This window comes from Dyella subtropica, from assembly GCF_026283965.1.
GTDB lineage: Bacteria > Pseudomonadota > Gammaproteobacteria > Xanthomonadales > Rhodanobacteraceae > Dyella_D > Dyella_D subtropica.
In genome coordinates this window covers 36,808-56,647 of record NZ_JAPDPD010000003.1, presented here as the reverse complement: position 1 = coordinate 56,647, position 19,840 = coordinate 36,808, and the positions used below count along the sequence as shown (strand labels likewise).

Here is a 19,840-nt window from a genome sequence, read left to right as displayed (position 1 = left end):
AAGAATTAATAAACCGGCTGGTTCAAACGGTTCGAGGCGCGAGAGAATAGGTGTACTTTGAGGTATAGAAAATCCGTTTCTTGTGCAATGCAGTAGTGACTGCCAGTCACGAATCAGCAGAGAATCGTCTCTATGGAAGACTTTGCAGCAATATCGGCTTTCGTCCGCGTCGTGGAAGCCAAGAGCTTCGCCGCCGCCGCCGCCCAGCTGGGTATGACCCCCTCCGGGGTGAGCCGCGCGGTGTCGCGGCTGGAAGAGCGGCTGGGAGCCCGGCTCTTGTTCCGTTCGACACGATCTCTGCGTTTAACCGACGATGGGGCCGCGTTCCATGCACGATGCAAGGAAATCCTCGCCGATCTCACCGAGGCTACCGAAGCGCTGAACTACGCCACGCGCAAGCCCACCGGCAAGCTGCGGGTGGGTATTTCGCTGGCGGTGGGGCGAGCCGCGCTGATTCCACGGCTGGATGAGTTCGAAAGGCGCTACCCGGACATCCGCCTGGAGCTGTCGATGAGCGACGGCCCGGCGGACCTCAACGAAGAGGGCATCGATTGCGCCATCCGCGTGGGGGAGCTGGAAGATTCCAGCCTGATCGCCCGCAAGATCGGCTACTTGCGCAATGTGGTGTGCGCCTCGCCGGACTACCTGCGCAGGTACGGCGCGCCCAAGAGCATCGACGATCTCAAGCATCACCGCTGCATCAACTATGTCTATGCCAACGGCCGGCCGCGCCAATGGCAGTTCGACACGCCAAGCGGGCAGGTGGGCGTGGATATCGACGCGCACATGCTGATCAATGACGGTGAATCGGTGATCCAAGCGGTGGCTGCGGGACTAGGCATCACTCAGGCGCCGCATATGCTCGTGGCCTGCTTGATGGACAAGGGCATGCTCGATCTGGTGATGACCGACACCATCTCCACCGGCAAGCCCGTGTGGATCGTCTACCCGCAGAAGAAGCACCTGTCCGCCCGCGTGCAGGCGTTCATCGAATGGGTACGTGAATTGTTCGAACGCACCAACGAGCCCGGCCAAAAGAAGAAGTTGCCGGGCGTCGACGCGCCCGTGGCGCAGCGGCTTAGTGCCTGAGGGCGCCTGATAGCACGCCTTCAGAATTCTTCATTCCAATTTCAGGCCCTTCATTCGCAGGCCTGTTGAGCTGTCTCCGCACCCACGCTGCGGAGAATCTCACGTGTCCTCGAAGCCTTTATGTTTGTTGGTGGCCAGCCTGCTGGCTGGCCTGTCGTTGCCGCTGGCAGCGGCGGACTATCAACCACCCGCGACCCACGACGATGGCTGGGCCATCATCGATGCACGCGCCACCCACTGGGATGTCTCCCGCTTCGCCGCGCTGGAGGGCAAGCTGGCCGACAACACCTACAAAGGCATCACCAGCATCCTGGTGGCGCAGGACGGCAAGCTGGTCTACGAGGGCTACTTCAACGGCGGTAACGCCGAGCAGTTGAACGACATCCGTTCGGCCAGCAAGAGCGTGACGGCGTGGCTGGTCGGAGCGGCCATCGACCGTGGTCTGATTCCGAACGCGCAGGCCAAGGTGTACAGCTACTTCCCCGATAAGCAGCCGGTACAACATCCGGACGCGCGCAAGCAGGCGATCACGCTGGAAGAACTGCTGACCATGAGCTCGCTATGGGAATGCGACGATGAAAACCAGTTCTCCTCCGGCAACGAGGAGCGCATGTATGTCAGCGAAGACTGGCTGCAGTTCGCGCTCGACCTGCCCATCAAGGGCTTCGCACCGTGGATGACCAAGCCTGCGGATAGCCCACACGGGCGAGCCTTCGCTTACTGCACGGCCGGTGCGTTTGTCGCTGGCGCCGTAGTGGAGCGCGCCACGCACAAACCGTTGTCGGCGTTTGCCGCCGAAGCATTGGAAAAGCCCTTGGGCATTACGCAGTCGCACTGGAACACTTCGCCGCTGGGCATCAGCATGGGTGGTGGCGGCACGCGCTATCGCAGCCGCGATCTGGCCAAACTGGGCGAGCTGGCGCTGGATGATGGGCGTTGGAAAGGGCGCCAGATCGTATCCGCCGACTGGGTGCATCGCATGCTGACCGTCCATGCGCGGGCGCGCGACGACGCGGACTACGGCTACTTCTGGTGGTGCTTCCGCTTTCCGGTAAAGGGTGTCGAACAGCCCGCATGGACCATGTCCGGCAACGGCGGCAACTATGTGTTCGTGATGCCCTCGCAGCGCCTGGTCGCCGTGGTAACCAGCACGGCCTACAACCAGCGCTACGCGCATCCACAGACGCAGGAAATCTTCCGCGACTACATCCTCAAGGCGCTGCCTGAGCACTAAGAGCCAGTCAGGCGCTGCGCCACGCCCCACCACCTGACGCCCGCAGCGAATCAACGCGGGCTACGCGGAGAGATGGAACAGGCTCTTAGACTCAGGGCGCAGAACTCCGCAACTCATCGGGTCGCCAGGATGCGGCCAATACCTGCGCGCGTTGCTCCGCCGTGCGGCGGCCGATCGCATCGATCGCCGCCGCATAGGCCGGTTCATTGGCCAAGGGGCGCAGCAGGGGCGAGGTTTGCAAATAGGCCCGGTCGTTGTAACCGAGCTGCACGGCTGTGGTGATGGCGGTCAACGCCTCCGTGCGGTGGCCGCGCGCCAATTGCAGCATCGCCAGTTCGAGGCGGTCCGACGGATAGCCAGCGCCGGCGGTCATCTGCGATGTCATGTTCGCGATGCGCTCATCGAGCCATGACGATGATGGCGGGGTATCGCCGTAAAGCATCGCCAGCGTGGTGGGCAGGCCCATCTGCGGACGCAGCTGCACGGCCTTGTCGAACGCCGCATGAGCACTGGCGCGATCGCCTCGCAGCAGCGCCAGTTCGCCGGCCAGCATGTACAAGCCCACGTGCGGTGTGTGGCGCGTCAGTGCCTGGTCGAGCGCGGTCTGGGCCTCCGCAAAACGTCCTTGCAGGAACAGGTGCTGCGGCCAGGCGATATTCGAGAACACATTGTCGGGATTGAGTTGGAAGCTGCGGCGAAAGCGCTGCTCGGCCGCTTCGGTGAATCCCAGCAGATCCAGTTCGCGCGCGATCTGCACATCGCGAAAACGCACCTTGGACGCATCGCCGCGCATATCCAGGTTGGTGTGCAGCGCTTCGACCAGCTGGCCACGCTCTTGGAACAGATAGGCCGCCGATGCACGGCTGGCATCGTCCATGGGATCGAGGGCTGCGGCGCGTTGATAGGCATTGATGGCCGGCTGCATTTCGCCGCGGCAGTCGTGCGCATAGGCCAGCGCAGACCAGGCACCGGCATCGCGTGGACGGGCTTTCAGCACGGACTCCGCAAGCTGCTGCGCGGAGGTGCTCCACTCGTAGGGAAAGTTATAAAGACAGACGCGAGCGCTATATGCCCGACTGAGACCGACCTGCGCGGCTGCATTCCCCGGCGCAGCCGTCAGTACTTGCTGGTACAGCGTAATGGCCCGTTCGTTGTTGTCGGACTGGCCGATGCCGGCGTAGTAAGCCGCGCGTTGCAGCAGCTCCTGCGTCGCCGACATTGGTGTGGCGCCGGTGGCGGGAGGACGATGCAGCCACCAGCCCGTACCGCCCAGCAGAATGGCAAAAGCGACTAGCGCGATCAGTGCGAGGCGACTGCGGTGCAGCGGGACGGCTGGCGCATCACGAGTGGGTTCGTCCAGCGCTTGCGGGGGTTCGCACAACTGATAGCCGCGCCCGCGCACTGAGCGGATATAGCGCGGTTGCCGTCCGTCGTCGCCCAGCGATTGGCGCAGCAGCTTCACGCGCTGGGTGACGGTTTCCTCGTTCACAACCGCGGGCGACCACACTTCGGTGATCAGGCTGTCGAAGTCGACCACGGCGTGGCTGTGGCGCAACAGGCAAGCGAGCAGTTGAAAGCTCAGGCCCTGGACGTCGAGCGGAACGCCATCGCGGCTCACCCGCTGACGAGCCAGGTCGATCTGGAGGTCGAGCAGTCGATAGCGTTGCGGCTGACTCATGCCGTGATGTCGCCGATGAAAGCCTGGCGACTATGGTTTCACGGATCGCGCCGGCGCGCTCAGGCGCCAGCCGGCATCAACAGCAACAGCGCGATACCCAGCACGATGCGATAGATCGCAAACGGCGTGAAGTGGTGGCTGCGGATATAGCCGAGCAGCCACTTCACTGCGATGAAAGCGACGATGGCCGAGACGATGAAGCCGACCACCAGCGCGGTCCAGTCCTCATGCGCCACGCCGCCGCTCTTGACCACTTTCAACAGCTCATAGCCGGTCGCCGCGTACATGGTGGGAATGCCGACCAGGAAGGCGAACTCGGTCGCGGCGGCACGGCTGCTGGTGCCGGCCAGCATGGCGGTGAAGATGGTGGCCGCCGAGCGTGAGGTACCGGGGAATACCCCAGCCACGATCTGAGCGATGCCGACCAGGATCGCCACACGCCAGGTCACTTCAGTGCGGTCCACTTGTCGCGCAGCCAGGCGCTCGGCACCGAGCATCCACACGCCGCCGATCACCAGCGCCCACGCCACCGGCGTTACCGCTTCCGGCAGCTTGAAGCCCATATGGGTCACCACGAAACCGAGTGCGGCGGTGATCATGAAAGCGACAAAAAGTTTGGCCAGATAGTCGCGATTGGCTGGCTCGCGCCACTGCGTGAACAGCTGCCAGATGCGCTTCCAATAGATGAAGGTGACCGCGAGGATCGCGCCTGCCTGGATGCCCACGTTGAACAGATCCGAGCGCTCGCCCAAGCCGAACTTCTCGGCGATCAGCAGGTGGCCCGTGCTGGAGATGGGCAGGAACTCGGTAATGCCTTCGATGATGCCAAGCAGGATGACGTTGATCAGGTCGCTCACAGGAATGCGGACTCCGGATGTTGGTACGAATGGCCCGCCAGCCATGCCGACGGTAAGCGGCATAGCTTAAGGGCTGAAAGAGGCGAATGTGGGGCGTCATGCGAAGGCGCGTGCCATGCGCCAGGTCTGCGCCGACCGCCTGACCTGACGCGGCAACCGTTCGTCACGGCCCAAAGCCCACCCATCACAAATGGCATGTCACCCATGCCGGCTGGCGCCAGTCTGAGGCCGCGTACCTACACGTCCGCCATCCAACTAGGGCCACCTTTGCCATGAGCAACACTCCATCGAAATCCCTCCTCGCCCGCCGCGCAGGCACGCTGCTGACGTCGCTCACCATCGGCCTGGTCAGTGTGGCCGGGCATGCCGGCGACGCCATGCGCGCCAAAGCCGATGAAACCGGTCACACCGAAGCCGCCGTGCTTGCGGTGGAAGATCATTGGGAGCAGGCCGAAGGCTCCGGCGACCTGACGTATATAGAGCAGTTGCTGCTCCCCGAGTACCGCTCGGTCGGTTCCAACGGAAGCGCTCACGCCAAGGCCGACATTCTTGCCCATGCGGCGAAGAATCGCGGGTCCGACAAAGGTATGAAGGAGATCGAGGCCTATCTCAAAGCGCACCCCATCGGACATACCGTAGTGATGAGCGGCGACGTGGCCATCGTCTCGTTCTACGACCCGGCCCTCGGCCCCCAAAAGGGCGTGAGGTCCTCGGACATCTTCGTCTACCGCAACAGTGGCTGGCACGCGGTGTATTCGCAGCATACGGAAGTCGGTAAGAGCTAAGGGCAGCTCCTTCGGGGGCTTGGTCGCCAAGGCCAAGCCCTTGCTTGCACCCAAGCGAAACCCAGTAGGAGCGCACCCTGTGCGCTCCTACAAGGAAGTGCTGAGGCAATGCCCACACGGTCACCCATTCGAAGTAGTTCTTCACATCACTACATCACTCGGGATCACCAACTTCCATGAGAACTTCGAAGCCCCTGTTGCTTCCATTGGCCATGATGCTTGCGGCCATCGTCAGTCTGGAAGCATCCACGGCGAACGCGGCAGCCAATGGTGTGCCCGGCATGACCGCGCGCGAACTCGTAGCGCACACCATCGCCACGATCGGCGAGAAGCAAGATCTGCACGGGATCAAATCCATGCAGGCGTCCGCGCAAATCGTTTCCTACGACGTCGTTGAAAGCGATCACCTCGGGCCGCCGTTCTTTCTCACCGGTTCGACGCACGCCAGCGTGACCGACGATCTTCAAGGCGCGCGCCGCCTGCTCGTCGAGACATCCCCGGCAGGGGCGCCGGACAAACCTGCGCCAACCACCCGCACCTTGTTTACCCGCGATTCGCAGCAGGTGGAAACTACGTCCGATGGCAAGCTCAAGGCGGCGCCACCGATGACCGCTCCGCCGTCGTGGGAAACCCAGAACCCGTTTCGCGCGCTGCTGCTCGCTGAGAACGCCAGTGACCTTAAGCGCGAGCCAGATACGGTTCGCCACGAATCAACGCAGCATGTGGTCGCGTTTCACAACGGGCCCTATCAGGTTCGGATATTCATCGACGCGCTCACCGAGTTACCCACCGCGACCGAAGCTACCGTGGCGTTCCGTCGTGCCGTCAGCTCTGACATCGCATGGAATGGCTGGGGCGATGTTGTCGAACGTGCCGAATACATGAACTGGGAGTTGAGTAACGGCGTGCGCTATCCGCTGCAATGGGATATGTATCGCAACGACGCGCTGTTTCGCAGCTTTGCTTATGCCGATGTGCGTTTGGATGCGCCGTTGACCGATGATCACTTTGCGATGGGCACGCCGCCCAGTATCGCGCTGCCTCCTTATGCCGACGAGCTGGCGTTGGGCCAGCCGGTCGGCGGTGCTCCGAATCCCAAGCGTGCGACCGAGGAGATCGCTCCGGGCATCGTGCAGATACCGAACTCCTGGTACACCACGCTGGTGCGGCAGGACGATGGCGTGGTGATCATCGATGCACCCATTTCGGCGGGTTATTCCGCGCGGGTGCTTGCCGAAGCCGCGCGCCGCTTCCCAGGCCTCCCGGTCAAGGCAGTGATCACCTCCACGGGCTACTACTGGCACATCGCCGGTGTGCGCGAATACGCGGCGAAGGGCATTCCCATCTACATGCGTGATCGCAACGAGCCGATCATTCGCCAGGTGGTGGCCGCACCGCACACCATCGCGCCGGACGATCTCGCACGCGCGCCTAAGCGGCCGATCCTTCGCCCCATTTCCGAACGCACCGTCATCGGTACGGGGAGCCATGCCATCGTGCTGCTACCCGTCCGCCACGGTGAGCAGCCCATGCTGATGACATGGATAGGCGATGCGAACCTGCTGCACACCGCGGAGATGGTCCAACCGCTGGGTCCCAACGGGTCGCTATTGTTCCCGGAGGCTTTGTATGAGCTGAAGCAGACCGCCCAGGAGGCGGGCATAGCGACCGACCAGCTGCGCATGATCGGTATGCACATGAGCCCCACGCCGTGGTCGACGTTGGAGGAGACGTTGAGGGCGGCTGGCGGTTGATGTGGCGTGCTTCATTCCTCCGCCTGCTCGCAGGGGGGGATGGGGTGAGCTCCCGCAACATCTCTGTCTTGTCCTGCCATCAACATGGATCAGCGTATGCTGATTGACTTCTTGTTTCGCACCAGCATGGTGCTTTTTGTGTTGATAGCTCAATTCTGATGGTGCAAACTGGCGCGCCGTTGCCTTCCACTTCGCCCGCAAGCGACTGATCTGGCGTCGCTTTGCCGTTTGGCACGGGGTTTGCTGTGAAGCGTTTGGTTTCTCCACTTACATCCCGCCGAGGTTTCCCATGTCCGCCCAGAAAGTGCTCGACCTGATCCAGGAACATGACGTCGAGTTCGTCGACTTCCGCTTTGCCGACATGCTCGGCAAGCACCATCACGTCACGTTCCCGTCGCACACCATCGACGAGTCGACCTTCGAGGACGGCAAGATGTTCGACGGCTCCTCGATCTCGGGCTGGAAGGGCATCAATGAGTCGGACATGATCCTGCTGCCGGACCCGGCTACCGCCTACCTCGATCCGTTCAGCGCGCACACCCAGCTGGTGCTGCATTGCGACGTGCTGGAACCGAGCACCATGCAGGCCTACGGCCGCGATCCGCGCTCCATCGCCAAGCGCGGCGAGGCGTACCTCAAGTCCACCGGCATCGCCGACACCGCTTTCTTCGGTCCGGAGCCGGAGTTCTTCATTTTCGATTCGGTGCGCTGGCAGAACGACATGGGCCGCGTGTTCTACGAAATCGGTTCCGAAGAAGCCGCGTGGTCGTCGCGCTACAAGTACGAAGACAACAACACCGGCCACCGTCCGGGCGTGAAGGGCGGCTACTTCCCGGTCAGCCCGGTCGACTCGCTGGGCGACCTGCGTGCCGACATGTGCAAGGTGCTGGAATCGCTCGGCCAGAAGGTCGAAGTGCATCACCATGAAGTGGCCAACGCCGGCCAGTGCGAAATCGGCGTGCGTTTCAACACGCTGGTGCAGAAGGCCGACGAGCTGATGACGATGAAGTACGTCATCAAGAACGTCGCCCACCAGAACGGCAAGACCGTCACCTTCATGCCCAAGCCCATCGTGGGCGACAACGGCAGCGGCATGCACGTGCACCAGTCGCTGGCGAAGGACGGCAACAACCTGTTCGCTGGCGACCTGTACGGCGGCCTGAGCCAGACCGCGCTGTGGTACATCGGCGGCATCTTCAAGCATGCCAAGGCCATCAACGCGTTCGCCAACTCCACCACCAACAGCTACAAGCGCCTGGTGCCGGGCTTCGAAGCGCCGGTGATGCTGGCCTACTCGGCGCGCAACCGCTCGGCGAGCTGCCGCATTCCGTACGTGTCGAGCCCGAAGGGCCGCCGCATCGAAGTGCGCTTCCCCGATCCGATGAACTCCGGCTACCTGGTGTTCACCGCGCTGATGATGGCCGGCCTCGACGGCATCCTCAACAAGATCGACCCGGGTGCGCCGGCCGACAAGGATCTGTACGACCTGCCGCCGGAAGAAGAGAAGAACATCCCGCAGGTTTGCGCCAGCCTCGACGAAGCGCTGGTTGCGCTCGACAAGGACCGCGACTTCCTCAAGGCCGGCGGCGTGTTCACCGACGACTTCATCGACGCCTACATCTCGCTGAAGATGCAGGAAGTCACCCGTTACCGCGCCAGTACGCACCCGCTGGAATTCCAGATGTACTACGCGCTCTGATCGCATCAGAACGTGGGAGGGACAAAACGGGCGCCTTGGGCGCCCGCTTTGTTTGGTACGTTGTTTGGCACATGTCTGGTCACATGCGCGGGAATAAACTCCGCGCATGGCCGCCACCACGCTCTGGCGCAGCGATGCGCTTACCATCCTCGACTATCGCTGCACGGCCGGGCCCGGCGATGTGCCGTATGCGGAAGCGTTCCGCGATCACTCGGTGTCGTATGTGCGACGCGGCAGCTTCGGTTGCCGCAGCCGCGGACGGTCGTTCGAGCTGGTCGCGGGTTCGGTACTGGTAGGGCATCGTGGCGACGAGTTCATGTGCGTGCATGAACATCACGACGGTGGTGACGAGTGTCTTTCCTTTCATCTGGCACCCGCGCTGGTGGAGACCATCGGAGATCGCAGCGCGACCTGGCGCGTGGGTGCCGTGCCGCCCCTGGCCGAGCTGATGGTGCTGGGTGAGCTGGCGCAATCGGTTGTCGATGGCAGCAACGACATGGCCATCGACGAGGTGGGGTTGACCTTCGCGACACGCTTTGTCGATCTGGTGGGCGGCTATGAGCGCAAGTCGCCCAGACCCAGTGCGGTCGATCGGCGTCGCGCGGTGGAGGTGGCACTGTGGATCGATGCCCATGCCGAGCAGCCGATCGATCTGGACATGGCTGCGCGCGAGGCAGGCCTCAGCGCGTTTCACTTCCTGCGACTGTTCGCCAACGTACTTGGCGTGACGCCGCATCAGTACCTGATCCGCTCACGCCTGCGTCGCGCGGCTCGCCAATTGGTGGAGACGCCGCGTGCGATCACGGACATCGCGTTCGACGTGGGCTTTGCCGACCTTTCGAATTTCGTGCGCAGTTTCCATCGTGCCGCCGGCGTATCGCCGAGGCGCTTCCGCCAGCGTGCGCAAGGGCCACGCTCAGGCCGTGATCGCTGACATGGTCGTATCTCCAGTGGGGTGACCCGTGCCGTCACCCCACCGGGCAGCGATCTTGGAAAAACGTGCTGGGCCGCTCAGGCTTGGGCGCGGCGCTGCAGCTCTTCCTTGTACAAAGCCATCTCCTCACCAAACGCTTTGGTCACGCTGGGTCGCTGCAGCAGGCGCTGAAAATACGCGGCCACGGCCGGCCACTGCACGAGATCCACGCCGCTATAGACGGCCCAGTTCAGTATGGTGACGAGATAGGCATCGGCCACGCTGAACTGATCAAGCACGAAGTCGTGTTGCGCGAGATGGTCCTGCAGAAAATCCATGCGCAGCGCGGTCTTTTCCCGAGCGTAGGCCTTGGCGCCCTCCGGTGCGGAAGCATCGAGCAAGGGCACGAACACAGCCTTGTGCAGCTCGGTGCTGATAAAGCCGAGCCATTGCTGCAGCCGCGCGCGGCTGGCACGGTCTGCGGGAGCCAGCTGCGCTTCCGGAAAGCAATCGGCGATGTACGGCAGGATGGCGGTGTTCTCGGTCAGCAGCCAGCCGTCATCGGTGCGCAACGCAGGAACCTGGCCGAGTGGGTTGATGGCGAAGAAGTCCGAGCCGTCGGCCACGTGCTTGGTCTTGGTGTTGACCTGGGTGAATTCGGCGGGTGCGCCGGCTTCGTATAGAGCAATGCGAGAGGACATCGAGCAGGCAAGCGGCGAGAAGTACAGGTTCATGGCAGGCGCTCCGTAGAATGTTTTTGTACTATATTGAACAAAATTAACAGGCGTCAATGTTTTTATGCGATCAAGTACAAAAACACCTGCAAAGCCTCGCGGCAGGCCGCGCGCTTACGAACCGGAACAGGCCATCGCCCATGCGACGGAGGCGTTCTGGCATGCCGGTTATGCGGCAACCTCGCTGGATGCATTGAGCGAAGCGACTGGCATGAACCGCCCCAGCCTGTATGCCGCCTTTGGCGACAAGCACGCGCTCTATCTGGCCGCGCTGGATCGCTATATCGCCGCAGGTCGCGCCGCCATCGACGCCGCGCTCGGCGATGACGTGCCATTGCCGCGAGCCCTAAAGCGCATGTACGACAGTGCGCTAGCCATGTACTACCCGCCTGACGACGACGCGCGCGGCTGCTTCCTGATCGGCACGGCCGTCACCGAGGCGAAGGACGACGTGGAGGTGCGCGAGAAACTGGGCGCTGGCCTGCGCTTGTTCGATCACGGCATCGAGGCGCGCCTGCAGCGGGCGAAAGCGCTCGGTGAGCTGGATGCGGACGCGGACCCGGCCGCGCTTGCCGGTATCGCCTCGGCGATCCTGCACACGCTGGCGCTGCGTTCGCGCGCCGGCGATTCGCGGGCTGCTTTGAGGGCGACCGCCGCGGCGGGCGTGCAGCTGATCTGCGGCAAGGCCGCGGAGAAAGGCGGCGCGGCAAACCGAACCCGCAAGCGCAGCGGCGGCAGCTGACGGCAAGGCGCAAGATTCTCCAAGTATCCGCACGATCAGGAGTTGAGACTGGCCTCCCCACCAAGGAGACCCTCATGTTCGATCACATCGGTTTGAAAGTCCGCGACCTCGACGCGGCCGTGCGCTTCTATACGGCGGCTTTGGAAGCTTGTGGCTACGGACTCTGCTCGCATGACGCATCAGGTGCAGGCTTCGGCCCGCCCAATGCTCCCGCTCTGTGGCTCTACCCAGCGGATGGCGCTACCGGACCAGGCATGCACGTAGCCTTTCGCGCCGACAACCGCGCCGCGGTCGATCGCTTCCATGCCGCAGGCATCGCCGCCGGTGGCCGTGACCACGGAGCCCCCGACCTGCGCGCCGACTACAGCCCTACCTACTACGCCGCTTTTCTGCTCGATCCCGATGGCAACAATGTCGAGGCGGTCTATGGGACATAACGTCAAAGTAGGTGGCGGGTAATGCATCAAAGTCTGTGCGACTGACTCCTCAGTCGTACAAGCTTTGCCCACGGAATAGCCCCGCTTTCCGGCGTTTCAGGCTTCGACCAGACTGCCGTTCTCGGTATCGGCGACAACGCGATTGCGCCCGGTGCGCTTGGCTCGATAGAGCGCGGCATCCGCTTCCCTGCACAACCGTTGCAGCCTGTAGCCGGACGTGTCGATGGAGGCCAGGCCGACGCTGGCGGAAACCGAAATGACATACCCGTCTCCATCCATGGGCGTGGCTTCAATGGCCTTCCGGATGCGATCGGCCATAACCATGCCCTTGTCGCGAGAGGACTCGAGTAGCAGGATGCCGAATTCCTCGCCGCCCAGGCGGCCGAACAAGTCGGTTGGGCGCAAGTGTTGTTGGCAGATGGCAACGGTACGCCTCAGCACGGCATCTCCTGTGGCGTGGCCATGGGTATCGTTGACCTGCTTGAAATGGTCCAGATCGATGAATATCAGGCAGGCGGTGCCGTGCTTTTTCTCCAGCAGGCGCAGGGCGTGATCGGCCTCACTGATGAAATGCTGGTGGTTGAAGATGCCGGTAAGCCCGTCGTGACAGGACAGTTTCTTGAAACGAAGCTGCGAGCGCTTGAGCCGGAACAGCCAGAAGACGACAGACACCAGAACCATGAGCAACAGAACGATATAAAGCCGGCTGGTCTCGACCGCCTTGGTGTTCAGTGCCTGCTGCAATCGCAGGATGTTGTTCTGCTTGCTTAGCTTTTCCGTTTCGAGTTTCTGGACAAGCATGTGCTGCTGGGCAGCCTCGTAGGCCACGGTCCTGGCACTGATGTCGTTGAGATAACCCTTGTCCTGGGTGACGTAGTTCTCGTAGTACGAGAGTGCGGCGGCGCTATGGCCTTGCCTCTTCTCAACTTGGTAGAGCACCTCATAGGCCACCATCAGCCACTCACTGATGTCGCCTGGGTGGCTCATGGCCACCGCGGCCAGAGCCGCCTTCCTGGCGTCGTTGTCGTTGCCTAGCTTGGCGTAGCCTTGTGCGCGCTCCGCCTGCTCCGACAGCATGTGGGGGTAGTAATGGTTGATGCGGATGCTGGGGCCGATCCGGTCAAGCAAGGCCATGGCCTTGCCTGGCTTGTTCTCGTCCAGGTAGAGGCTGCTCAGTGTGAGCCACATGATGTTGGTGAAAACCGGCTCTTTGGCGGCTTCGCAGGTGTCGATGGCTCGTTGCACCTCGGGGCTGTCGGATGTCAGCCGCTTACTGTTGTAGAGCGCCGCGACTTGCATGGAGAGCGGGCGGCACAATGTTTCGCCAGCAGGAATGACATCCTCCGCCATGCGGGCGTAATGGATGGCCAGGTCGGTTTGGCCGGCATAATCGAGCATCTGCGATATGTTCATCAGCAGTGCGAAGCGAGCCTGCGGATCTTTGACCTGTGGAAGGCTGGACGTCAGACGATTGGCCAGCGCGAAGGCCTCCGCATAGCGGCGATTGGCCCCCAGATTGCTCAAGAGCTGCGCCGATGCCTTGGCCGCCAAGGTCTCGTCACCGGAGTGGTCGATGATCTCGCGAAGCGCGGCCTCGGCCTTGGCATAGTCACCCTCGAACATGATTTCCCACGCATCCAGGTAACGCAGGCGCCATTGCTCTGCGCCGGTCAGGTAGGGGGCTTCACGGTGAATCTGTTCCAGTATCTGGACGAATCGCGGGTGATCTTCTGTGCGCAGGCTTTCGGCCTGGTTAAGGAGTTGCGCGCGAGTCGTATCATGCGCGGGCGCTCGGCCGCATGGCATGAGCACGCACAAAGCCATGGCCGCCAAGGCGGCCCATGGCTGGATACGACTCGGCGGCCGAGGCACGCGAGGTCTGCCTTACGACTGGGACGGCAAGTTGCCTTTATTCGGCCCCGGCATATCGAGCGGCGCCTCTTCCTCTTCTTCGTCTTCTTCGAAGCCGGGCGTTTGGCCGGACTGAGGCGGTTCGTTGTCCAGGTGACCGAATTCCGCGGACAACCGAGAGCTATCGCCCGATGCCACCGCATCGGTAAGGGCCTCCGACGCTTGTGCCTTTTCGAGCAGCTCGGTCAGCTCCCCGGGTGAGGCATAGCGCAGCGAGGCATCCCGACCGATGGCTTCCAGCAAATCAATCGTGTCCGACATGTGTTTCCCCTGTTTTCTTTGATGGTCGTGCAGCAGCTTGATGGTTTCAGCAGGCCGATGGCATGCGGTCATCAGCTTAGTAAAGCCTGATGACGGTCGTCATCAGTACTTATGGATGGCGCGGGGCGCCACCAGGGCTTGCCTCTCCCCCGAGGTGTTCATCGCATGAAAGATCGCTCCCCTCATGGTGTCTCCCACCTCACGCGAGGGCACCTGCCCTGTCGAGCTTGTCCAGTGCTTCCAATCGCTCTTGCATAGCGAGGTTCGGCTTCAGAGCTTGAGCCGGCGGCAACACCACCGTTTCCTCGGCGGTCAACGGGACATGGGGCAGATCGCGTAGGGTGAGGCGGCGGGTGCGCGGTTTCTCGATTGGCAGCGTTGCCCCGCGGTAGATGATCACCTCATGGTCGAGCGGATAGTCCCGGCTCAGCAGATCCACCAGCACCTGCCGGTATGCTGGCCCGGTCTGAAAGCGCGCCAGCGAACGGTCGCCGACCAGCCCGACCTGCCACAGCACCAGATAGCCGGTCGGGTCGATGCGCCGCTCATAGAAAAGCAGCTGGCTGGCCTCGAAGTGCTGGCACCCGAAGCGGCCAGGATCGATCCCCAGGTCGGCGTAGAGACAATCTTCGGCGGAAATGCCCGGCTCCATATGGGCTGCGAAACCCTCCGCGCGGGCGATTTCGATAGCCTTGTGCGGAGACCAGGCAAAGATGCCGGGGTGCCCGTAGAACACGCCGCAGACACGTTTGCCGGCGCGCACCTCGGTCATCATCAACTCGACCCACTGCCGATAGGTCTTCATCCGCGACTTGCCCTCCCGGTAGTAGGGCTGAAGGCTGCGTACATCCGGATGCATGCGTTGCAGCCACAGCTCCACGACGCCATCGGAAAGCCCTGCGAATATCACGTCCGCCTGCTCGATATGGCTGCGTGCCAGCGGCGTGAGGTGAGAGCCCAGGGTCATGCCCATGCCGACGCAGGCCAGGCTGCCGCGGCGCGCGTCGTTCGATGTCGGTGGAGTGGGTGTTGTCATCGCGCGATAGTAGGGCACTTCCGAGGCCGGAGCACGCCGGGGAGAGGAACGACCAAGTAAGGGGGTGGACTGCCCCTGGGACCAAGATGCTCTCCCGTTCCAGGTTGCGACATAAGTTCAGTGCGCAGCCTCTTTTCATCCCAAATGAATGCATTTCGAGAGGCTCAGATCGCTCCGCGGGTTGAGCCACAACGCCGTCGTGTCGGCATGAAACTGGCCGCGGCACACTGGCCTTCAGTCCCCGTGACAGCGCGCGCAAGACCTACGTCGTGGTCAAGAAGCAGCTGTTCGCGGGGAATGAAGTCAAAGGTCGTTGCCTAGGGGGCGACCACATGGGGCGCGTCACGCCAAAATCACAAAATAATGGAGAGCATTAACGGCGCGATGCCGCGAAGCATCAATCAGGGGTTTATTCGGCATCTCAAGCGTCCAGTACGTCCGTCAAAATGATTTCCCGAAAAGACGTACGTCAGTCGACATTCCTCAGAAATCCATTGGAGGCTTTCATGAAGCGTCTTTCTGTACTGCTTACTGCTCTAGCGGCTGTAGCTGCAACGGGTCTTGTTCAGGCCGATCAGGCCGAAGCCACGACTGAAGGCGTACACGGCCCCGTCAAGCTGGTGCTAAACAGCATCTACGCCTACGAGGCGAATGGAGCCCGCATTCCCGCCAAAGACAAGGACTGCGGCCAGCTCTACAAGAGCTTCATGGGCTCGGTCATGACGGCGGAATTCAGTACCGAGCCGGCCAAGTCGTGGGCCAAGTCGTCGTGGACGCTGAAGGGCCCGGGTGATGACCCTGTTGTCTTCGACCTTCATCCGCTGGGCATTGCCGGCAAGTATGAATACGGCAACTGGTACAGGAAGGAATTCAACGGCAAGGAAGTGTATGGCGTTACCTTCAGCGCGCAGATGGGCAAAGGCATCGTGAAGCCGGTACCGCCTTACCAGAGCACCATCAGCTTCATCGCCAATGACAATCTCACCTGCGCTCTCATGAACGAGAGCCCGATGAAGACATTGACGCTAGAGAAGCAAGCTGATGCTACGGATGCCAAATAGTTAGAGGCGTCCATTCGTCAAAAACAGGTCAGGCTCGCTCCGGAGAGTTCCGGAGTGAGCCTGACCTTGTCATCGGGTGGTCGCGCCGCAAGCCATCCCATCGGATGGCGGTCGACCGGCTTCCCAGCTTGTCGCTGACCTACCGACCCATCAGGGCTCGCACGCGCTGCTTGCCTACATGCAGACCCTGGTTACTCGGCTCTGCCAGATATGCGGCCGGCTGTTGGTGTTCTTTCCAACCATTGGACAGAACCCCATACGCGTTCATCGGCTTGCGCATCGCCCCGGGATTGTCCCCAGCCTAGGCTTGTCGATCGGCTGCGCGCTTGTTCGTCATATGGTCAGAGGTGGAGACTGCTTCCCTCCTCGAACTCTGTTCAATTCACCCAGGAGCTCGCCATGTCTGACCGTACCGTTCGCCTTCACCGAGTGCTTCGCGCCAAGCCTGAGAAGGTCTATCGCGCTTTCCTCGACGCAGATGCCATGAGCAAGTGGCTTCCGCCATATGGCTTCACCTGCAAGGTGCAGCACTTGGAGGCGCGGGTGGGCGGCACCTTCCGGATGTCGTTCCACAACTTCTCATCGGGCAACGAGCACTCGTTTGGCGGCGAGTACCTCGAGCTGATCCCCAACGAACTCATTCGATACACAGACAAGTTCGATGACCCCCATCTTCCAGGTGTCCTGGAGGTGACTGTGTCTCTCAAACCAGTCCTTTGCGGTACCGACATCAGCATCGCCCAAACCGGCATACCTGAGGCGATTCCGCTTGAGATGTGCTACCTCGGCTGGCAGGAATCGCTTGCTCAGCTGGCTACGCTCGTCGAGCCGGAGATACCCGGCTGAGCTACGGCGACGCCTAACCTCTCGGTCGAGGCGAGGCCCGCCTCACCTCGAACGTTAGCTCGCATGGGACTCCCGATGGGCGCCGCGTTCTGGATCGAGCGCTTTCTCACGTCCTCGTTGGGGCTTTTGTCATCATCGGCTCGGCGCAAAGCTATGGGGTTCCGTCCACAATTGTCGGGACCGGCCAATCCTGTCGTCAATGCTAAGTAGCTGAAAAATAGATTAGTTTTCAGCACAAAGCCGCCAGCCAATCACCGGCACGCGACAGGGTTAAAGTGATTTGTGAAGGCTGGCGACTGGTTTAACTGCTGAAGGCCGGCATCTTCACTTTTGCCTCGATTGGCAAGCCCGCCGCCGACTCTGGCACGGGCAGGGGTACGGGTAGGGTGCTGGCGCGAGGCTCCTTTCATACCTCCGGCTACCATTAAAGATTGCTTTAATGGCCAGGCATATGATTAAAGATATCTTGAATTGGACTGGACGGCCTTAAAGATCCCTTTGATGCGCCCGACGGCTCGCCCCAAGAGGTGCTCATGGCCAGGCAGACCGGAACCTACGCGATCGCGACCACCACCGGCGAATCGGTGCGGGCCTTCATACCTGCCGACCTCCCGCCGGCGGCGCCTCCCCTTGACCCTGCGTCCTACGAGGTATTGAACCGGCAGGCCGAGATCAGTGTGGCTCGACTCGCTGGCGTGTCCGGACTCGTCGCTTCGATCGACTGGCTCCTTTACAGCGCGGTCCGCAAGGAAGCCTTGCTGACCTCCCTGATCGAGGGTACCCAGGCCACCATCACCGATTTGTTTGACGAGGAGGCTGGCTTGCCGGTGGCCAACGCCGATGACGTCGAGGAGGTCACCAATTACCTGGCGGCCTACAGGTTTGTTCGCGAGCAGCTGCAAATGCCCAACGGCCTGCCGCTCAGCATGCGCCTTCTGCGACAGGCGCATGCCCGGTTGCTGGACGGTGTGCGCGGTCACGGCCGCCAGCCCGGCGAGATCCGCCAAACCCAGAACTGGATCGGCGGCACCCGACCGGGCAATGCCGCATTCGTGCCCCCACCGGCCGACCGTGTGCAAGACCTGCTGAGCAACGTCGAACACTTCATCCACGACCCGGAGCCCTCCCTGCCGCCGCTCGTCCGGATCGCACTCGTGCATGCGCAGTTCGAGACGATCCACCCGTTCCTGGATGGCAACGGACGCATCGGGCGTCTTTTGATCGCCGCCCTGCTTGAGGAGTGGAGGTTGCTGCCGCAACCGCTGCTCTACGTCTCCGGCTACCTGAAAGAACACCAGGCGGAGTACTACCGCCGTCTGTCGGCGATTCGCACGGATGGCGACTGGGAAGGATGGGTGAGCTTCTTTCTCGAGGCGGTGGACGTTGCAGCGCAGACGGCACAGAGCAACATCATCGACATTGCGTCGCTCATCAACAACGACCGTACGCGGGTGCTTGCCGTCCCCAAAAGCAGCGCCGCGGCCTATCGCCTCTTCGAGCTGCTGGCGACCATGCCGAAATTTACCGTTGAACGCGTGCGCGCTGCGCTCAGCACCACCTTTCCGACTGCGAGCGCCGCAGTGAGGGTGCTTGAGGAGGCGGGAATCGTGCGCGAAACGAGCGGCAAGGCGTCCAACCGGACCTACGCCTATCAGGGCTATATCGACCTCATGCGTAGGTGATGCGATGGGATCCGTCGCACACCATTGAGCTCCCAGGCGACGGCATCCAGCTGCGCCTGACTGTGCCCGAACAGATTGCACCAATCAAAGGCATTGCCCATGATGGTGCAATGGACACGATGCCGTGGCGCGCTTGGGCGGAACAGATGTCGACCGGGTTGGCGGTGGTCGATGCGCAATTGCGCGTGGCGTGGATCAATCCGGCGTTGGCCGAATGGCTGGAGACCGGGCCGCGCAGTGCGGTAGGGCAGCCGTTGGGCCTGTTGCTGCATGAGCCGGACTGGTTGGCGCAGGCGGGGCGGGTGTTGGGGGAGCAGCGGGCGATGCAGTGGCGTGGGGTGGCACTGGTTTCCGCACGTGGGCGGGAGGTGTCGGCGGACGTCAGCCTGCAGCCGCTGGGCGATGATCAGCTGCTGCTGGAAGTGCACGTGCTGGCTGAGCCGCAGTCCATGAACTCGCCGCTCTCCGCCACCCTGCGCGGCTTTGCGCATGAGGTGAAGAACCCTCTGGCCGGTTTGCGCGGTGCCGCGCAGTTGTTGCAGCGGCGAGTAGGCGACGAAGACCTGAAATCGCTTGCTGGCCTGGTGATTGCCGAGGCCGACCGGCTCACTTCGCTGGCGAACCGCTTGCTGCATCACGATGGCGCGGCGCGGCTGGCGCCGGTGAATATCCATGAGCGGCTGGAATGGCTATGCGACTTGCTGCAGGCCGAGCCCGAGCCGCCGCAGTTGCGCCACGACTACGACCCCAGCTTGCCGGACGTGATGGGCGATGCCGATCGCCTGCAACAGATCTTGCTTAACCTTGCCCGCAACGCTATCGAGGCCGGTGCGCGCATGCTGACGTTGCGTACTCGCGTCGAGCACGGCCTTCGCCTGGGTGAGCGCGTGGTGCGCACGGCCTTGCGCGTGGATGTGATCGACGATGGCCCCGGTGTGCCGCCAGCCCTGCGCGATAGCTTGTTCGAACCGTTGGTCTCCGGTCGCGCCGATGGCAGTGGTCTGGGTCTGGCCTTGGCGCGCGAGATTGCGCGCGAGCACGGTGGCGAGTTGCGTTTCGTCAGCCGGCCGGGCGAAACGGTGTTTTCGTTGTACCTCCCGCTGGAGCGCCTGCATGGCTGA

18 protein-coding genes are annotated in these 19,840 nt (G+C 62.3%); 12 read left to right on the top strand and 6 right to left on the bottom strand.

The annotated features are described in order from the left end of the window. Positions 1–132: 132 nt before the first annotated feature. Together OUZ45_RS03905 and OUZ45_RS03900 are read left to right on the top strand one after the other, a co-directional pair. A complete protein-coding gene (locus tag OUZ45_RS03905; RefSeq protein WP_266168616.1) occupies positions 133–1,089 on the top strand; it encodes a LysR family transcriptional regulator in 957 nt (318 codons plus the stop codon). A gap of 103 nt (positions 1,090–1,192) precedes the next feature. Continuing rightward, entirely contained in the window at positions 1,193–2,323 is a 1,131-nt protein-coding gene (locus OUZ45_RS03900) for a serine hydrolase domain-containing protein (RefSeq protein ID WP_345781257.1), read from the top strand. A gap of 91 nt (positions 2,324–2,414) precedes the next feature. On the opposite strand, the gene OUZ45_RS03895 is transcribed toward OUZ45_RS03900, so the two are convergent. Beyond that, complete coding sequence (locus OUZ45_RS03895) at positions 2,415–4,001, bottom strand: winged helix-turn-helix transcriptional regulator (protein ID WP_266168615.1); 1,587 nt, start codon at positions 3,999–4,001, stop codon at positions 2,415–2,417. Positions 4,002–4,060: 59 nt separating this feature from the next. Then, a complete protein-coding gene (locus OUZ45_RS03890) occupies positions 4,061–4,858 on the bottom strand; it encodes an undecaprenyl-diphosphate phosphatase (protein ID WP_266168614.1) in 798 nt (265 codons plus the stop codon). 272 nt (positions 4,859–5,130) lie between these two features. Here OUZ45_RS03890 and OUZ45_RS03885 point away from each other — a divergent pair, with 272 nt between their 5' ends. From OUZ45_RS03885 to OUZ45_RS03870, 4 genes are all read left to right on the top strand, one after another. Beyond that, positions 5,131–5,643: a nuclear transport factor 2 family protein gene (locus tag OUZ45_RS03885; protein ID WP_266168613.1), complete on the top strand. Its 513-nt coding sequence runs from the start codon at positions 5,131–5,133 to the stop codon at positions 5,641–5,643. Between the two features lie 176 nt (positions 5,644–5,819). After that, complete coding sequence (locus OUZ45_RS03880; protein WP_266168612.1) at positions 5,820–7,397, top strand: MBL fold metallo-hydrolase; 1,578 nt, start codon at positions 5,820–5,822, stop codon at positions 7,395–7,397. A gap of 289 nt (positions 7,398–7,686) precedes the next feature. Beyond that, positions 7,687–9,096, top strand: coding sequence for a type I glutamate--ammonia ligase (glnA, locus tag OUZ45_RS03875; RefSeq protein ID WP_266168611.1), 1,410 nt, complete (start codon positions 7,687–7,689; stop codon positions 9,094–9,096). A 106-nt stretch (positions 9,097–9,202) separates the two neighbouring features. Further along, positions 9,203–10,030 (top strand): helix-turn-helix domain-containing protein, encoded by an 828-nt coding sequence (locus OUZ45_RS03870; protein ID WP_266168610.1) that lies wholly within the window; start codon positions 9,203–9,205, stop codon positions 10,028–10,030. A 77-nt stretch (positions 10,031–10,107) separates the two neighbouring features. Here OUZ45_RS03870 and OUZ45_RS03865 read toward each other — a convergent pair whose 3' ends face one another. Further along, a complete protein-coding gene (locus OUZ45_RS03865; RefSeq protein ID WP_266168609.1) occupies positions 10,108–10,743 on the bottom strand; it encodes a glutathione binding-like protein in 636 nt (211 codons plus the stop codon). Between the two features lie 64 nt (positions 10,744–10,807). Between OUZ45_RS03865 and OUZ45_RS03860 the strand changes: the two genes are divergently transcribed. Beyond that, positions 10,808–11,485, top strand: coding sequence for a TetR/AcrR family transcriptional regulator (locus tag OUZ45_RS03860; RefSeq protein ID WP_266168608.1), 678 nt, complete (start codon positions 10,808–10,810; stop codon positions 11,483–11,485). Between the two features lie 74 nt (positions 11,486–11,559). Continuing rightward, the gene (locus OUZ45_RS03855) at positions 11,560–11,922 is read left to right on the top strand and encodes a VOC family protein (protein WP_266168607.1); all 363 of its coding nucleotides are present in this window, start codon (positions 11,560–11,562) and stop codon (positions 11,920–11,922) included. Positions 11,923–12,018: 96 nt separating this feature from the next. On the opposite strand, the gene OUZ45_RS03850 is transcribed toward OUZ45_RS03855, so the two are convergent. The 3 genes from OUZ45_RS03850 to OUZ45_RS03840 all read right to left on the bottom strand — a co-directional run bounded on the left by OUZ45_RS03850 (position 12,019) and on the right by OUZ45_RS03840 (position 15,130). Then, a complete protein-coding gene (locus tag OUZ45_RS03850) occupies positions 12,019–13,728 on the bottom strand; it encodes a tetratricopeptide repeat-containing diguanylate cyclase (RefSeq protein WP_266168786.1) in 1,710 nt (569 codons plus the stop codon). Positions 13,729–13,806: 78 nt separating this feature from the next. Next, positions 13,807–14,094, bottom strand: coding sequence for a hypothetical protein (locus tag OUZ45_RS03845; protein ID WP_266168606.1), 288 nt, complete (start codon positions 14,092–14,094; stop codon positions 13,807–13,809). A 199-nt stretch (positions 14,095–14,293) separates the two neighbouring features. Beyond that, on the bottom strand, positions 14,294–15,130 hold the full coding sequence (locus OUZ45_RS03840; RefSeq protein WP_266168785.1) for an SAM-dependent methyltransferase: 837 nt from the start codon (positions 15,128–15,130) through the stop codon (positions 14,294–14,296). A 506-nt stretch (positions 15,131–15,636) separates the two neighbouring features. On the opposite strand from OUZ45_RS03840, the gene OUZ45_RS03835 reads away from it, so the two are divergent. The 4 genes from OUZ45_RS03835 (at position 15,637) to OUZ45_RS03820 (ending at position 19,840) form a co-directional block, all read left to right on the top strand. Continuing rightward, a complete protein-coding gene (locus OUZ45_RS03835; protein ID WP_266168605.1) occupies positions 15,637–16,191 on the top strand; it encodes a hypothetical protein in 555 nt (184 codons plus the stop codon). Between the two features lie 399 nt (positions 16,192–16,590). Then, on the top strand, positions 16,591–17,037 hold the full coding sequence (locus tag OUZ45_RS03830) for an SRPBCC family protein (RefSeq protein ID WP_266168604.1): 447 nt from the start codon (positions 16,591–16,593) through the stop codon (positions 17,035–17,037). A gap of 533 nt (positions 17,038–17,570) precedes the next feature. Then, positions 17,571–18,719: a Fic family protein gene (locus OUZ45_RS03825; protein WP_266168603.1), complete on the top strand. Its 1,149-nt coding sequence runs from the start codon at positions 17,571–17,573 to the stop codon at positions 18,717–18,719. A 110-nt stretch (positions 18,720–18,829) separates the two neighbouring features. Beyond that, positions 18,830–19,840 carry a two-component system sensor histidine kinase NtrB gene (locus OUZ45_RS03820; protein WP_266168602.1) on the top strand — a complete coding sequence of 337 codons (1,011 nt, stop codon included), beginning with the start codon at positions 18,830–18,832 and terminating at the stop codon, positions 19,838–19,840.

Bases quoted from the DNA above. Each gene is read 5' to 3' on its own strand.
- OUZ45_RS03905 (WP_266168616.1), top strand. From the start codon at position 133: ATGGAAGACTTTGCAGCAATATCGGCTTTCGTCCGCGTCGTGGAAGCC.
- OUZ45_RS03895 (WP_266168615.1), bottom strand. From the start codon at position 4,001: ATGAGTCAGCCGCAACGCTATCGACTGCTCGACCTCCAGATCGACCTG.
- OUZ45_RS03885 (WP_266168613.1), top strand. From the start codon at position 5,131: ATGAGCAACACTCCATCGAAATCCCTCCTCGCCCGCCGCGCAGGCACG.
- OUZ45_RS03880 (WP_266168612.1), top strand. From the start codon at position 5,820: ATGAGAACTTCGAAGCCCCTGTTGCTTCCATTGGCCATGATGCTTGCG.
- glnA (WP_266168611.1), top strand. From the start codon at position 7,687: ATGTCCGCCCAGAAAGTGCTCGACCTGATCCAGGAACATGACGTCGAG.
- OUZ45_RS03870 (WP_266168610.1), top strand. From the start codon at position 9,203: ATGGCCGCCACCACGCTCTGGCGCAGCGATGCGCTTACCATCCTCGAC.
- OUZ45_RS03865 (WP_266168609.1), bottom strand. From the start codon at position 10,743: ATGAACCTGTACTTCTCGCCGCTTGCCTGCTCGATGTCCTCTCGCATT.
- OUZ45_RS03860 (WP_266168608.1), top strand. From the start codon at position 10,808: ATGCGATCAAGTACAAAAACACCTGCAAAGCCTCGCGGCAGGCCGCGC.
- OUZ45_RS03855 (WP_266168607.1), top strand. From the start codon at position 11,560: ATGTTCGATCACATCGGTTTGAAAGTCCGCGACCTCGACGCGGCCGTG.
- OUZ45_RS03850 (WP_266168786.1), bottom strand. From the start codon at position 13,728: ATGCCATGCGGCCGAGCGCCCGCGCATGATACGACTCGCGCGCAACTC.
- OUZ45_RS03845 (WP_266168606.1), bottom strand. From the start codon at position 14,094: ATGTCGGACACGATTGATTTGCTGGAAGCCATCGGTCGGGATGCCTCG.
- OUZ45_RS03840 (WP_266168785.1), bottom strand. From the start codon at position 15,130: ATGACAACACCCACTCCACCGACATCGAACGACGCGCGCCGCGGCAGC.
- OUZ45_RS03835 (WP_266168605.1), top strand. From the start codon at position 15,637: ATGAAGCGTCTTTCTGTACTGCTTACTGCTCTAGCGGCTGTAGCTGCA.
- OUZ45_RS03830 (WP_266168604.1), top strand. From the start codon at position 16,591: ATGTCTGACCGTACCGTTCGCCTTCACCGAGTGCTTCGCGCCAAGCCT.
- OUZ45_RS03825 (WP_266168603.1), top strand. From the start codon at position 17,571: ATGGCCAGGCAGACCGGAACCTACGCGATCGCGACCACCACCGGCGAA.
- OUZ45_RS03820 (WP_266168602.1), top strand. From the start codon at position 18,830: ATGGACACGATGCCGTGGCGCGCTTGGGCGGAACAGATGTCGACCGGG.